The sequence below is a fragment of the Rhizobium sp. NPDC092011 genome (genome assembly GCF_044756305.1).
Lineage (GTDB): Bacteria > Pseudomonadota > Alphaproteobacteria > Rhizobiales > Rhizobiaceae > Rhizobium.
This window is the reverse complement of record NZ_JBIVSO010000006.1, coordinates 25,300-39,267: the sequence shown is the minus strand read 5'-3', so window position 1 is coordinate 39,267 and position 13,968 is coordinate 25,300. Positions and strand designations below refer to the sequence as shown.

General features: G+C 61.2%; 16 protein-coding genes. 8 read left to right on the top strand and 8 right to left on the bottom strand.

Annotation, left to right across the window (positions count from 1 at the left end; translation table 11 throughout):
• Nucleotides 1-11: 11 nt before the first annotated feature.
• On the top strand, nt 12-1,526 hold the full coding sequence (gene betC, locus ACIQJ2_RS22960) for a choline-sulfatase (protein ID WP_400673351.1): 1,515 nt from the start codon (nt 12-14) through the stop codon (nt 1,524-1,526).
• Between the two features lie 168 nt (nt 1,527-1,694).
• Complete coding sequence (locus tag ACIQJ2_RS22955) at nt 1,695-1,904, top strand: molybdopterin-binding protein (protein ID WP_047628419.1); 210 nt, start codon at nt 1,695-1,697, stop codon at nt 1,902-1,904.
• A gap of 214 nt (nt 1,905-2,118) precedes the next feature.
• On the opposite strand, the gene tsaA is transcribed toward ACIQJ2_RS22955, so the two are convergent.
• From tsaA to ACIQJ2_RS22940, 3 genes are all read right to left on the bottom strand, one after another.
• The gene (gene tsaA, locus ACIQJ2_RS22950) at nt 2,119-2,643 is read right to left on the bottom strand and encodes a tRNA (N6-threonylcarbamoyladenosine(37)-N6)-methyltransferase TrmO (protein WP_400673354.1); all 525 of its coding nucleotides are present in this window, start codon (nt 2,641-2,643) and stop codon (nt 2,119-2,121) included.
• Between the two features lie 23 nt (nt 2,644-2,666).
• Nucleotides 2,667-3,692, bottom strand: a complete 1,026-nt coding sequence (locus ACIQJ2_RS22945; RefSeq protein WP_400673356.1) for an iron ABC transporter substrate-binding protein — start codon at nt 3,690-3,692, stop codon at nt 2,667-2,669.
• Nucleotides 3,693-3,804: 112 nt separating this feature from the next.
• The gene (locus tag ACIQJ2_RS22940; protein ID WP_199144503.1) at nt 3,805-5,388 is read right to left on the bottom strand and encodes a peptide chain release factor 3; all 1,584 of its coding nucleotides are present in this window, start codon (nt 5,386-5,388) and stop codon (nt 3,805-3,807) included.
• Nucleotides 5,389-5,479: 91 nt separating this feature from the next.
• Between ACIQJ2_RS22940 and dut the strand changes: the two genes are divergently transcribed.
• The gene (dut, locus tag ACIQJ2_RS22935) at nt 5,480-5,950 is read left to right on the top strand and encodes a dUTP diphosphatase (RefSeq protein WP_400673359.1); all 471 of its coding nucleotides are present in this window, start codon (nt 5,480-5,482) and stop codon (nt 5,948-5,950) included.
• Entirely contained in the window at nt 5,950-6,843 is an 894-nt protein-coding gene (locus ACIQJ2_RS22930) for a GNAT family N-acetyltransferase (RefSeq protein WP_400673361.1), read from the top strand. Before dut ends, ACIQJ2_RS22930 begins: the two co-directional genes overlap by 1 nt.
• On the opposite strand, the gene ACIQJ2_RS22925 is transcribed toward ACIQJ2_RS22930, so the two are convergent.
• On the bottom strand, nt 6,840-7,304 hold the full coding sequence (locus ACIQJ2_RS22925) for an Lrp/AsnC family transcriptional regulator (RefSeq protein ID WP_199144497.1): 465 nt from the start codon (nt 7,302-7,304) through the stop codon (nt 6,840-6,842). The two genes, ACIQJ2_RS22930 and ACIQJ2_RS22925, sit on opposite strands and share 4 nt — an antisense overlap.
• A 109-nt stretch (nt 7,305-7,413) precedes the next feature.
• Here ACIQJ2_RS22925 and ACIQJ2_RS22920 point away from each other — a divergent pair, with 109 nt between their 5' ends.
• Together ACIQJ2_RS22920 and ACIQJ2_RS22915 are read left to right on the top strand one after the other, a co-directional pair.
• A complete protein-coding gene (locus ACIQJ2_RS22920; RefSeq protein WP_400673364.1) occupies nt 7,414-8,328 on the top strand; it encodes a DMT family transporter in 915 nt (304 codons plus the stop codon).
• The gene (locus ACIQJ2_RS22915; protein ID WP_199144493.1) at nt 8,325-8,627 is read left to right on the top strand and encodes an NIPSNAP family protein; all 303 of its coding nucleotides are present in this window, start codon (nt 8,325-8,327) and stop codon (nt 8,625-8,627) included. Before ACIQJ2_RS22920 ends, ACIQJ2_RS22915 begins: the two co-directional genes overlap by 4 nt.
• A 3-nt stretch (nt 8,628-8,630) precedes the next feature.
• On the opposite strand, the gene ACIQJ2_RS22910 is transcribed toward ACIQJ2_RS22915, so the two are convergent.
• Genes ACIQJ2_RS22910 through ACIQJ2_RS22900 form a run of 3 tightly spaced genes read right to left on the bottom strand, consistent with a single transcriptional unit; the run spans nt 8,631 to nt 10,481 of the window.
• Nucleotides 8,631-9,266, bottom strand: a complete 636-nt coding sequence (locus ACIQJ2_RS22910; protein WP_400673367.1) for a hypothetical protein — start codon at nt 9,264-9,266, stop codon at nt 8,631-8,633.
• Nucleotides 9,266-9,898, bottom strand: coding sequence for a LysE family translocator (locus ACIQJ2_RS22905; protein WP_068397810.1), 633 nt, complete (start codon nt 9,896-9,898; stop codon nt 9,266-9,268). The genes ACIQJ2_RS22910 and ACIQJ2_RS22905 overlap by 1 nt, the downstream gene beginning before the upstream one ends.
• Before the next feature lie 25 nt (nt 9,899-9,923).
• The gene (locus ACIQJ2_RS22900; RefSeq protein WP_199148789.1) at nt 9,924-10,481 is read right to left on the bottom strand and encodes a cysteine hydrolase family protein; all 558 of its coding nucleotides are present in this window, start codon (nt 10,479-10,481) and stop codon (nt 9,924-9,926) included.
• Between the two features lie 128 nt (nt 10,482-10,609).
• Here ACIQJ2_RS22900 and ACIQJ2_RS22895 point away from each other — a divergent pair, with 128 nt between their 5' ends.
• Complete coding sequence (locus tag ACIQJ2_RS22895; protein ID WP_400673371.1) at nt 10,610-11,227, top strand: LysE family translocator; 618 nt, start codon at nt 10,610-10,612, stop codon at nt 11,225-11,227.
• A 134-nt stretch (nt 11,228-11,361) separates the two neighbouring features.
• A complete protein-coding gene (cysK, locus tag ACIQJ2_RS22890) occupies nt 11,362-12,330 on the top strand; it encodes a cysteine synthase A (RefSeq protein WP_199148787.1) in 969 nt (322 codons plus the stop codon).
• A gap of 98 nt (nt 12,331-12,428) precedes the next feature.
• On the opposite strand, the gene ACIQJ2_RS22885 is transcribed toward cysK, so the two are convergent.
• Complete coding sequence (locus tag ACIQJ2_RS22885) at nt 12,429-13,961, bottom strand: YifB family Mg chelatase-like AAA ATPase (RefSeq protein ID WP_400673374.1); 1,533 nt, start codon at nt 13,959-13,961, stop codon at nt 12,429-12,431.
• Between the last annotated feature and the right edge of the window lie 7 nt (nt 13,962-13,968).

Below are 13,968 nucleotides of genomic sequence, written 5' to 3'. Positions count from 1 at the left end.
AACAGTCTCACATGTCGCGCCCGAATATCCTCATCCTCATGGTCGATCAGTTCAACGGGACATTCTTTCCCGACGGCCCGGCCGACTTCCTGCATGCACCGGTTCTGAAAGCCCTGGCGAAGCGCTCCGTGCGCTTTGCCAACAGCTATACGGCAAGCCCGCTCTGCGCGCCGGCGCGGGCTTCCTTCATGTCCGGGCAACTGCCGAGCCGCACACGCGTCTATGACAACGCCGCAGAATTCTGCTCGGACATCCCCACCTTCGCCCATCACCTGCGCGCCGCCGGCTATCAGACGGCGCTGTCGGGCAAGATGCATTTCGTCGGCCCGGACCAGATGCATGGCTTCGAGGAGCGGCTGACAACAGACATCTACCCTGCCGATTTCGGTTGGACGCCTGACTACACCAAACCCGGCGAGCGCATCGATTGGTGGTATCACAATCTCGGCTCGGTGACCGGGGCCGGCGTTGCCGAAATCACCAACCAGATGGAGTATGACGACGAGGTTGCCTATCACGCCAACCGCAAGCTCTACGATCTCTCGCGCCGCCACGACGAGCGCCCCTGGTGCCTGACGGTCAGCTTCACGCATCCGCATGATCCTTACGTCGCGCGCCGCCGTTTCTGGGACCTCTATGAGGATTGCCCGGCGCTCGACCCTGAAGTCGGCGAAATCCCCTTCGACCAGCAGGATCAGCACTCGCAGCGGCTGATGAAAGCGTGCGATCATACCGCCTTTGACATTACGCCCGAGCAGATCCGCCGGGCGCGGCGCGGCTATTTCGCCAATATTTCCTATGTCGACGAGAAGATCGGCGAGATATTGGAAACGCTCGAGCGCGGCCGCATGGCGGACAATACCATCATCCTCTTTGTCTCCGACCATGGCGACATGCTCGGCGAGCGCGGCCTCTGGTTCAAGATGAACTTCTTCGAAGGCTCCGCCCGCGTGCCGCTGATGATCGCAGCCCCGGGCTGGCAGCCGAAGCGGATCGACCAGCCCGTTTCGACGCTCGATGTGACGCCGACCTTAGCGGCTCTTGCTGGCATCGATATCGCCTCGCTGCGCCGCTGGACCGATGGCGAGGACCTGACACCGCTGGCACTTGGCACCGGAGGCCGCAGCCCCGTGCCGATGGAATATGCCGCGGAAGGCTCCATAGCGCCGCTCGTGGCCTTGCGCGACGGTCGCTACAAGCTGACCCTTTGCGAAAAGGATCCCCCAATGCTCTTCGACATTGAGGCGGACCCGAAGGAGTCGACCAATCTGGCTGGCGACCTCGCCTATGCCGAAACGCTGAAAAGACTGGCGGCACAGGCCACCGAACGCTGGAACCTGGCCAGTTTCGACGCCGCGGTGCGCGAGAGCCAGGCACGGCGATGGGTTGTTTATGCAGCGCTTCGCAACGGCGCCTACTACCCCTGGGACTATCAGCCGCTGCAGAAGGCGTCGGAACGCTACATGCGCAACCACATGGACCTCAACGTACTTGAGGAAAACCAAAGGTATCCGCGAGGCGAATAGGATTTCGATAGCCCATTGCCGGTCGAGCCGGTATTGTCGCGCCGGTTAGAGCGGTTCAGTTTTTCACGGAAACTCTGAACCGCTCTATCTCTTTGCTTTCACGCAATTCCGGACGGAAAACCGCTTCGCACTTTTCCTGAAAGTGCTCTAAAAAAGGGAGAAATATCCATGAAAATCAGCGCCAGAAACCGCCTCAAGGGCAAGGTCGTCGAAATCACCAAGGGTGCAACGACGGCGCATGTCCGCATCGATATCGGCAATGGCTCGATCGTCACCTCCTCGATCACCAACGAGGCGGTGGACGAACTCGGCCTGACGGTGGGCTCCTCGGCCTATGCCGTCATCAAGGCATCCGACGTGATGGTCGCCGTCGACTAAAGCGCGTCGCGATCTTTCAGGTCCGCTTCACGCGCTTTAGCTCTTTGATTTCACGCATGTCGTAGCCGCAAAAACCGCTGCACACTTTTGCGCGACATGCTCGAGAGCCGGATGATTTTTGGTCTGCTCGACCTAGAATCTGATTTCGCTCTGGAATCAAAAAAGTAGAGCATGATGTCGCCCGAAAACCGCGCACGCTTTTCCGCATCATGCTCTAAATCTTCTTGCAGTAATGCGCCGTCTCGCCGTCCCCGGTCTGGAAATCTCCGGGTTGCGGCGGCGCGATCGGCTTGAACAGAGTGCGATCCGGCTTGAGATCGAGCAAGGGCGTACCGTCAAGGCAATCAAGGCCGCGCACCAGCAGCACGTTCCCCTCGACGGCCTCCAGCTTGACGATGGATGTGCCGATCGGGTTTGGCCGCACCGGCGAGCGCAGCGAGAAGGTGCCGTGCACCTTGCCGCTATTGGCCGGGCTCTGCAGCACGAGATCCCGGCGGGAGCGATCCAGCCAATAGAGAATTTCCAGACGCTCAAAGACTTCAACGCCGTGTAGCGCCGCCACCCAGGGTTCGAAAATCTCGATCCGGCAGAGCGGGCCGTCATGCCGGCCTTGGCGGGGCGTTTCCATGCGCGATGTCCAGGGCGTCAAGATACGTCCGATAAAGATAAGCCCGGCATCCGACGCTGCAGGCGGCTCGACCGCTACTTCGTTTTCGCGAATTTCGTTTTCACGAACCATCAATGCCTCCCTGACGCCTGCGGTTACTTCACGCCCTTCAGCAGCGTCGCCACCTGATCGTCCGTCAGGTCGACCTGATAGAACAGCTTGTAGAATTCCTTCACATCGCCGGCAAAATCGCTGCGGAACAGCTTTGGATAAAGTAGCTTCTCCATCCAGCGCACGCCGAGCAGACGGTTGACCCCGGGCGGGGAATCGAACCAACCGAAGGGCAAGGACGGCGGCACGAAGATCCTGCCGTCCCTCACCGCCTTGATGCCAGCCCATTGCGGATCGCTCTTCGCCAATGCGGCGAAATTTGCATCGTCGGCGATGATGATATCCGGATTCCAGCCGACCACCTGTTGCGGCGTGACCTTGGTCAAGCCGCCCTTGCCGGCGGCCGCGGCAACATTCATCGTGCCGACCGCATCAAGAATTTCCAGATTGATCGAACCGGAAAGCCCCGTTTCCAGACCATCGGCACCGCGGCCGTAATAGACGCGCGGACGCGGGTCGTTCGGCAGCTTCGCCAGCTTGTCGTTCAAGTCCTTGATTTCGGCATCGGCATAATCCGCCAGCTTGTTCGCGCGGTCTTCGACGCCGATCAGGGCACCGACATCGCGAAGCGTATCGGCCGTGCGGGCAAAGCTGCCGTCGATGAGGACATAGGGAACGCCGGTCTCTGACTGCACCTTGTCGGCCAGCGCCTTGTAGGTGGGATCGACCGTGCCGGCGTCGAGGATAATGTCCGGCTTGGCATCGGTGACCGCCTGCGCGCTGATCGTGCCGCCCTTGCCGGTCAGCCGCCCGACGGTCGGAAGCGCCTGCACCGAGGGAATAAGATAGGCCTTCGCGGCCGCGTCAGGCGCATGAACCCAGCCCGCCAACTTCTCCGGCGCCAGGACATAGACGAGCACGGCGGCCGGCGGCCCGGCCACTACGATACGGTTGATCTTGTCCGGGACCGATACTGTCCGCCCCGCCGCATCGGTGATGATGCGCGCCCCGGCTGCAACAGGCAAAAGCCCGACAAATGCCAAGGCGAGAACCGCAAGAAACTTCATCATGAAAACCGCCCGCTTCGATCGAATAGATCCTCGGGGCGGCACTATGGCATAGCGCTATATCGGATGGAACATCGCGAAGGCACTATTCCAAAATGAAACGCATCCGAAAAGATCACGCCGCCTTGACGGCGTGATATTCCTTGATGGCAACCATCTTGATAGCCGGGTAACGTTCTGCCTCGTAGCGCAACGAGAAGCCGTCCTGGGCGAGGAAAACCGGATCACCATCGAGGTCGCGGGCAATGTCGCCACGGCGCTGGGTAACGAACTTTTCAAGGTCGGCCGTTTGATCGGCAGAAATCCAGCGGCAGACGGAGAAGCGCGACATTTCGAAGGAAACCGGAAGGCCGTATTCGGCCATCAACCGCTCCTTCAAGACGTCGAGCTGCAGGGCGCCGACAACGCCGACGATGGCGGGCGAGCCGTCTTCCGGCGAGAAGAGCTGCACGACGCCTTCTTCGGCCATCTGCTGCAGCGCTTCCTTAAGCTTCTTCGCCTTCATCGCGTCTTCGAGACGCACGCGGCGGAGGATTTCCGGCGAGAAGTTCGGCACGCCCTGGAAAACGAGCGATTCGCCTTCCGTCAGCGTATCGCCAATGCGCAGCGTTCCGTGGTTCGGAATGCCGACGACATCGCCGGCATAGGCGGTATCGGCGAGCTGACGCTGCGAGGCGAAGAAGAATTGCGGCGCCGTGAGGCCAAGCTGTTTGCCGGTACGCGACAACCGCGCCTTCATGCCACGCTCCAGCTTGCCGGAGCAGATGCGGGCAAAGGCGATGCGGTCACGATGGTTCGGGTCCATGTTGGCCTGGATCTTGAAGACGAAGGCCGTCATCTTGTCGTCGGTCGCGTGCACCGTCCTGATATCGGCGACCTGATCGCGCGGCGGCGGCGCGAATTCGCCGAGCGCGTTGATGAGATCGCGAACGCCGAAGTTGCGCAGGGCCGAGCCGAAAAAGACCGGCGTCATATGGCCTTCGAGGAATGATTCCCGGTCGAATGGGCGGCAGGCTTCGATCGCCAGCTCCGTCTCATCGATAAAGGCTTGGCGTTCGTTTTCCGGCAGTCTGTCGGCGACGGCCTGTGGGCCGTTTACCTTGGTCGCCTCGACTTCGGTATCGGAACCGCGCACGGTATTGTCGGCAATATGATAGGAGCCGCAGAAGGTCTTGGAGCGGCCGATCGGCCAGGTGATCGGCGCCGTGTCGAGCGCCAGCTTCTCTTCTACCTCATCGAGGATTTCGAAGGGGTCGCGGCTTTCGCGGTCCATCTTGTTGATGAAGGTGATGATCGGGATGTCGCGCATGCGGCAGACTTCGAACAGCTTCAGCGTCCGCGGCTCGATACCCTTGGCGGCGTCGATGACCATGACGGCGGCATCGACGGCGGTCAGCGTCCGATAGGTGTCGTCGGCGAAGTCTTCGTGGCCGGGCGTGTCCAGAATATTGAAGACGTTGCCTTCATATTCGAAGGTCATCACCGAGGTGACGACCGAGATGCCGCGTTCGCGCTCGATCTTCATCCAGTCGGAGCGCGTCTGCATGCGATCCTTCTTCGCCTTGACCTCGCCGGCGAGCTGAATGGCGCCGCCGAACAGCAGCAGCTTTTCGGTGAGCGTCGTCTTGCCCGCGTCCGGGTGGGCGATAATAGCGAATGTGCGGCGGCGGGAGACCGCCTCGGCGAGACTTTCGGCCATGCGTGTAAATCCTGTGAATTGCGGCCGTATCTAGCGACTCAAAGCCCTAAATGCAATTGACCTCGGCCGCTGCAGCGCAAACTAATGCCGCATGACCATACACACCGACATCAGCCCGACCTTAAATCTCATTCGCCTGCCGCATGGCGATGGCCTCGATCTGCCCGCCTATGAGACCAGAGGTGCTGCGGGCATGGACCTGCGCGCAGCCGTCGACGATGGCGCAACGCTGACGATCCTTCCCGGCAAGCGGGCGCTCGTTCCCACCGGCTTCATCTTCGAAGTGCCTGACGGCTTCGAGGCGCAGATCCGCCCACGCTCCGGCCTTGCCTTCAAGAACGGCATCACCTGCCTGAATTCACCGGGCACGATCGACAGCGACTATCGCGGCGAAGTGAAGGTGCTGCTGATCAACCTCGGCGAAGAGCCGTTCGAGATCACCCGCGGCATGCGCATCGCACAGATGATCATCGCCCCGGCGATCCAGGCGCGCATCGTCGAGACGACGGAAGCAAGCGAGACGAAGCGTGGCGCCGGCGGCTTCGGCTCCACCGGCGTGTGATGAGCGAGCTTGCCCGAGCTGATGGACTGACCCTGCGTCAGGATTATTTCGATGATCCCTCCGCATGGAAGGGCCTCGTCGATCTGTTGCAGGACACGTTCTCGATCGATATCGGCATTCAGGACCAATTCGGCGGCCCCGACCGCAGCAGCATGCCGTTCGGCTACTTCGATCAAGAGGGGCGTTGCGTCGCCAACTTCAGCGCCTTCTCCATGCCGATGATGGTCAATGGCCGCGCCGTCAAGGCGGCGGGCTATCAATCCGGTGCGGTGCGGCCGGAATGGCGCGAACGAGGCCTCTATCGCGACCTCATGCAGCGCGCCTTTGATCGCACGGCGGCCGAGGGCTACGAACTCGATCTTCTGCTCACCGACAAGCCGGCGCTCTACGAGCGTTACGGATTTCGCACCGTGCCGCAGCATGTCTTCGTTGCCCAGATACCGAAGCTGCAGAAATCAGACAGCAGCGTACGGCAGCTTTCTTTGGAAACGCCTGACGACATCAGTCTAATCAAGTCCTTCCTGCAAAGCCGCAAGCCGGTTTCCTCCTGCTTTGCCGTTGTCAGGCAGATGGAAATGTTTCTGTTGAATGCCTGCTTCAATTCCGCGATCCGGCTGACGGCACTTGGGGAGGATGCGGTCATTGCCTGGACGTTCGACGGCGCGACCTTCTGGCTTCTCGACGTGGCCGGAATAACCATTCCGTCCCTGGCCACTATCCTGTCCGCGCTTGATATCGAGCCCGATCGCATCGAGATCTGCTTCCCGCCGGATAGGCTGGATTGCCAGGCGTCGCCGGAGCCCTATGAGGGGTACACGGTCCTGATGGCGCGCGGCAAAGCAGCTGGCGAAATCACCGGGCCGCTCATCCTTTCGCCCATGGCGGAGTTTTAGCGCGATAACGGCGGTAGGCGGCGCTTGACCGGCGTTGCCTTGATCATCGACGTGTTCGTTTCAGCCCGCTCGGTGATCTTGTCCAATATGCCGTCGAGTTCACCCATGGAGCGCACCACCAGCCGCCCGATAAAACAATCGTCGCCGGTGACCTTGTCGCATTCGATGAACTCGGGCGTCTCCTGAATGATCCGCTCGACGACATGCAATTGGCCGGGCAATGGCCGGATGCGAACGATCGCCTGCAAGGGATAGCCGATCGTCTCGGGCGCGATATCGACGGTGAAAGCCGAGATAACGCCGCGCTCTTCCAACCGCCGAAGCCGCTCCGCCGCACTCGGCGAGGACAAGCCGGCCGCTTCCGCCAGCTCCTTCAGCGATATGCGGGCATTGCGCGCGAGCGCCTCCAGCATTCGTTGATCGATCTCATCGAGACCAAGAGGCGCATTAGGGAGACCCATATTCCTACCTCATATATTTAGGCCAAATGGCAAATTCTCCTGATTAAATCTATATCAACGGCACTCAGGCCGCAATATGATTGGTGCCGAAAGACGGGAGGCAAGGGCAATGAACGAGATTAAACGCGGCACCGCGGAGATGACGGCGGCAATGCTGATTTCAGGCACGATCGGCTGGTTCGTGCTGATGTCGGGCCAGGCGGTGACCGATGTCGTCTTCTGGCGCTGCTTATTCGGTGCGCTGACGCTGCTCGTCATTTGCGCGGTCATGGGCCTACTGCGCCCGGGCATTCTGAACTTGAAGAGCTTTGCGATCGCAGTCGGCGGCGGGATTGCCATCGTCCTCAACTGGTTGCTGCTGTTCGCTGCCTATTCTCACGCTTCCATTTCCATCGCCACGACCGTCTACAATACGCAGCCCTTCATGCTTTTGGGGCTCGGAGCATTGTTCCTGGGCGAGCGGATCACCTTCACCAAGCTATTCTGGCTCGCCCTCGCCTTTGCCGGCATGGCCGTCATCGTGGAAGGCAAACCAGCCGAGACGGCGGGTATGGGAAGCTATGCGACCGGCATCCTGCTTTCGCTGGGTGCAGCCTTCTGCTACGCGCTGGCGGCGATCGCCGCGAAATGGCTGAAAGGCACGCCACCGCATCTGATCGCACTTATTCAGGTCTCGACGGGCATATTGATGCTCGCGCCCTTTGCCAACTTTTCTGCCGCTCCGCAGGATATGGGCGGATGGTCGATCCTCGTCACCATGGGTATCGTCCACACCGGCGTGATGTATGTGCTGCTCTATGGTGCAATTCAGAAGCTGCCGACGCATCTGACCGGCGCACTGTCCTTCATCTATCCGATCGCGGCCATCGTGGTCGATCGCCTCGCCTTCGGCCATGTGCTCGGGGTCGCTCAAATCGCCGGCGCGATCATTATCCTCGGCGCTGCGGCAGGCATGAATCTGGGCTGGACGATCCCCCTGCCCCGACATAAGAACGATCATCTTTCCAAAGGGACCATCGAATGATCACCTGCTACCTCCGCTACGTCATCGACCCATACAAGCTCGCCGAATTCGAGCACTACGCCAAGCTTTGGATCCCGCTAGTCAACCGGCTGGGCGGCACGCATCACGGCTATTTCCTGCCCCATGAAGGTGCGAACAATATCGCGTTGGCGCTCTTCAGCTTTCCAAGTCTTGCCGCCTATGAGGATTATCGCAAGCAGATGGCCGAAGATGCGGAATGCCGCGCGGCATTCGCCTATGGCGATGAGACGCGCTGCATCGTCAGCTACGAACGCAGCTTCATGCGACCGGTCTTCTAAGACTTACTTAGCCGGAGTCGGGCAGGTTTCGGGTCGAGCGTCGAGACCTTCCGTCATCTTTTCGAAGCTCGCGCCCAGCCCGGCCTTGCCGCCTCCGATGCGCAGCACATAGAGGCTGTCAAAATCCTCGCCATGCCATTTCGGCACGGCATCGTCATCCCCGCCATTGTCGCTCAACAGCTGTCGGGCAAGCTTGACGATCTGCTTGTGCTCCCAGGCGACGAAGACCAGCTTGCCGGCATAGGCAGGCTTTTCCAGCTCGGTTTTCAGATCATCGATATCGTCATAGCCGAAACGGGTGTCGACCGGCATGCCGAGCGCGATTGCCGTCGGCTCGATGGTCGCGAGCGGCCGAATGTAATCGTAGGAAATTCCGGAATCCTTCTTCCGCTTGGAAGGATTCGGCGCAAAGATCACCGCAGGCTTGCCAAAGAGCTTTGCGAGCACCGATGGCAGCGCCAGCGCCCGGTTGAGGCCCTGACAGCTCAACTGGCCGAGCCCAGCTTCCGGTTTTTCGCCATGCCGCATGAAAACGATCGTCTGTGCGCCGCTCTCCGCCGCCGAGACCGTTGATACCGAGCCGCCCAGCGATGAAAGTGACAGAAGACCCGCAGCGATTAGCTTTGAAAGGTTCCACATCAGCGTTGCGCCTCGAAAGCCATGCGAACGGCAAGCCCGGCCAGCACCGTGCCCATCAGCCAGCGCTGTACCAGCGCGAAGGATGGGCGGCGCACAAAGAACAGCGCAACGGACCCGGCCGTCAGAGCGAAGATCGCATTGAAGGTCAGGCTGACGGCGATATGGACGAAGCCGAAGATGACGGATTGCGTGAAGACGCTGCCGGCGGCAGGGTCGATGAACTGCGGCAGCAACGAAAGATAGAGAACCGCGACCTTCGGATTGAGCAGGCTGGTGACCAGCCCCATTGAGAAGAGCCGACGCGTGCTATCCTTCGGCAGTTCGCGCACCTGAAATGCGGACCGGCCGCCGGGCTTCAGCGCATTCCAGGCTAGCCAGCCAAGATAGGCAGCACCCGCCAGCCGCAACGCGTCATAAGCGAAAGGCACCGCGAGAACGAAGGCGGTGATGCCGAGGGCCGCCGACAGCATGTAGAACACGAATCCACAGGCGACGCCGCCGAGCGAGATCAGCCCCGCCGCGGGCCCCTGCGAGATCGACCGCGAGACCAGATAGATCATGTTCGGCCCGGGTGTCAGCACCATGCCGAGAGCGATCAGGGCAAAAGCAATCATGCTGGTCAAATGCGGCATAGAGCCTCCGGCGGCGGAATGGGCGTCAGAAATGGATCTCGGCGGATGCGGTCAGCTTGATTTCATGCGACCCGGCGTCGAAACCGTCAAGTAGCATATTGTGGTGCTCAATGATCTCTTCGAATGCCAGCTTCCCCATATCGGCTGTCGTATGGCCGTCGGAAATCAGCGAGACATCGAAACCGAGCGAGACGGCGCGGCGGGCCGTCGTGTCGACGCAGAATTGCGTCATGCAGCCGCCGATGAAAAGGCGGGTAATGCCGCGGGCGCGGAGCTTCGCCTCAAGATCGGTTTCGAAGAAGGAATCGCTGCTCGTCTTGTGCACGACGACATCGCCAGCCTCAGGCGCGATTTCCCGGCGCAATTGCCAGCCTTCGCTGCGCTTGACCAGGCGATGACCCGGATTGCCGTCATGTTGGACGATGAAGGTCGGAACACCCGCCGCTCTCGCCCTGTGCTTCAGCGTTGCGAGCTTGGCGACCACCACTTCCAGAGCGGCATCGATGGCCGGTTGCCGGGCCGGAGCGCCGAGGCCTGTCAGAATGGCATTCTGTAGATCGATCAGGAGCAATGCAGAAGACATGATATCCTTGGGCAAAGCGGTTTCGACGCGCATTAACCCCTTGGTAATATGTTCGCAGCGCCGGCGCAATCGCTTGAAAACCTAAAGGTGGTGCGATAGAGCGAATACCATCTGAGGAGGAAATTGCCATGACGCTTGCAGCCCTGCTCGCCTATTGCGGCGCGCTCTTCGTCGCCGCGGCAATTCCAGGCCCCGGCATCACCGCGATCGTGGCGCGCGCGCTCGGCTCCGGCTTCCGCGAAACCTTCTTCATGGGCCTCGGCCTAGTGCTTGGCGACACCATCTACCTGACGGCGGTCATCCTCGGCCTTGCCGTCGTGGCGCAGGCTTTTGCCGAGGTCTTCATCGTCATCAAGATCGCCGGTGCCCTCTATCTCGGCTATATCGCCTGGAAGCTGTGGACTGCGGGCCTGCTGGCAGCCGATATCGCCGCGAGAAAGCCCAACGGTGCCGGCATGTCCTTCCTCTCGGGCCTACTGGTCACGCTCGGCAATCCGAAAGCCATGCTTTTCTATATCGCGCTCGTGCCCACGCTGATCGATATCGACCATATCGGCCTGCGCGAATACGGCGTGCTGCTGGCAGCGACCGTCATGGTGCCGCTGATCGCTCTGATACCTTATATGTTGCTTGCCTCGCGGGCTCGGGCCTTTCTCAAGAGGCCGAAAGCCCTGCGGATATTGAACAGGGTCGCCGCCAGCATTCTCGCCAGCACGGCCGCTTTCATTGCGGCCCGCGCAACCTGAAAAAACATTCTCCAAACGGGCCGATGAAGAGATTCTTTTCTCACGCCTGATGAGCGGGTAGAGTGCGCGCACTCTGGTCTCCGCACGCGTTTGATCCTATTGTCGCTCCACAATTCACATGTAGGGAGAAACCCATGTCCGACACCCGCAAACCAGGCCGCGGCCGCGTTTATGCCTCGATCACCGAGACCATCGGCGATACGCCGATTATCCGTCTCGACAAGCTGGCAAAGGAAAAGGGCGTCAAGGCCAACCTCCTGGCAAAGCTCGAATTCTTCAATCCGATCGCCTCCGTGAAGGACCGTATCGGCGTCGCCATGATCGAGAGCCTGGAAGCACAGGGCAAGATCGCTCCCGGCCGGACCGTGCTGATCGAGCCGACCTCGGGCAATACCGGCATCGCGCTTGCCTTTGCCGCCGCCGCCAAGGGTTACAAGCTGATCCTTACCATGCCTGAGACCATGTCGATCGAGCGCCGCAAGATGCTGGCGCTGCTCGGCGCCGAACTGGTGCTGACCGAAGGGCCGAAAGGCATGAAGGGCGCGATCGCCAAGGCGGAAGAGCTGGCCTCGACGCTGCCGGATGCGATTATTCCGCAGCAGTTCGAAAACCCGGCCAATCCGGAAATCCATCGTAAGACGACCGCCGAAGAAATCTGGAACGACACCGAAGGCAAGGTCGATATCTTCGTTTCCGGTATCGGCACCGGCGGCACGATTACCGGCGTCGGCCAGGTGCTGAAGGCACGCAAGCCCGACGTCAAGGTCATTGCCGTCGAGCCGACGGATTCACCGGTCCTCTCCGGCGGCAATCCCGGCCCGCACAAGATCCAGGGCATCGGCGCCGGCTTCGCACCGAAGATCCTCGACACCCATGTCTATGACGAGGTGATCACCGTCAGCAATGACGAGGCCTTCCAGCAGGCTCGCCTCGTGGCAAAGCTCGAAGGCGTACCCGTCGGCATCTCCTCGGGCGCAGCCCTGACAGCGGCAATCAAGGTCGGCCAGCGTCCTGAAAACGAAGGCAAGACCATCGTCGTCATCATCCCCTCCTTCGCCGAGCGTTATCTTTCGACAGCGCTTTTCGAAGGGCTTGGCGGCTGAGGTAGCAGGTCGTCGGTTTGATTTGAAAGGGGTGCTGTTGCGCCCCTTTTTTATTCAGGCGGGTCGGGGACGATCGGACACTCCCTGAGCTCAGAATTTCAGGCATGCGCTGTCAGCCGCTCACCGGCAATGCGATAGGAAATGGCTTCCGCCAGATGGATCCGCCCGACCGTCGGTTTGTCGTCGAGATCGGCAAGCGTGCGTGCGACCTTGAGGATGCGATGATAGCCGCGGGCCGAGAATTTCATCTTCTCGGCAGCATCGCGCAGCAATTGCAAGCCGGCGGCATCCGGTTCTGCAATGGTTTCTATCATCGATGTCGAGCAGCGGGCGTTGGTGCTGACATCCTTCACACCAGCCCTTTCGAAACGTTCGCGCTGCCGTTCGCGAGCGCGGGCGACGCGGAGTGCGACATCAGCACTGCTTTCGGAGGTCGTTGGCCGGATGAGGTCGGCGGCTGAGACCGCCGGCACGTCGATGCGGATGTCGATACGATCCAGCAGCGGACCGGAAATGCGGCCTTGATAATCCGAGGCGCAGCGCGGACCGCGGGCACAGGTATGCCCCGGTTCGCCGGCCATGCCGCAGCGGCACGGGTTCATCGCCGCCACGAGCTGGATGCCGGCCGGATAGGCAACGCGGTGGTTTGCTCTCGCAATGACGCACTCGCCGGTTTCCAGCGGCTGGCGCAGTGCATCGAGCGCCTGCGGCGAAAATTCCGGCAGTTCATCGAGGAACAGAATGCCGTGATGGGCGAGCGAGACCTCGCCGGGCCGGGCGCGAAGGCCGCCACCCACAAGCGCGGCCATGGTGGCGGAGTGATGTGGCGCGCGATAGGGCCGCCGATCGGAAAGCTTGCCGCCGGAAAGCTGCCCGGCGATCGAATGGATCATCGACACCTCCAGCAGCTCGTTGGTCGACAAGGGCGGCAGGATCGACGGCAAGCGCGAGGCGAGCATGGATTTGCCGGAACCGGGCGGCCCGACGAACAATAGATTATGGCCGCCGGCGGCTGCCACTTCCAGCGCACGCTTGGCGCTTTCCTGCCCCTTGATATCGGCAAGATCAGGCAGATTGGCGGCGCTTGCGCGGATTGACGGTTCCGGCCGCGACAGGACCTGCGTGCCGCGGAAGTGATTGGCGAGCGCGATCAGGCTGCGCGGCGCCAGAATATCGATCTCCTTGCCGGCCCAGGCGGCTTCCGGCCCGCTTTCGGCCGGGCAGATCAACCCCTTGCCCATTGCATTGGCGGCGATTGCCGCAGGAAGCGCGCCGGCAACGGGTGCAATCGTGCCGTCGAGATTGAGTTCGCCGATGACAGTATAGGAGGACAGAGCATCGGCCGGGATCGCGCCGAGCGCCGCCATCAGGCCGAGCGCGATCGCCAGATCGAAGTGACTGCCCTCCTTGGGCAGATCAGCCGGCGCGAGATTGACCGTGACCTTCTTCGGCGGCAGCGCAAGGCCGGATGCGTGCAGCGCTGCCTGAACCCGCTCCCGGCTTTCGGCCACGGCTTTGTCTGGCAGGCCGACGATGTGCATCAGCACCTTGCCGGGTGCGATCATTACCTGCACCTCGACGGGCACGCCCTCAATGCCTTGAAACGCCACCGTGCTGACGCGCGCTACCATCCCCTGC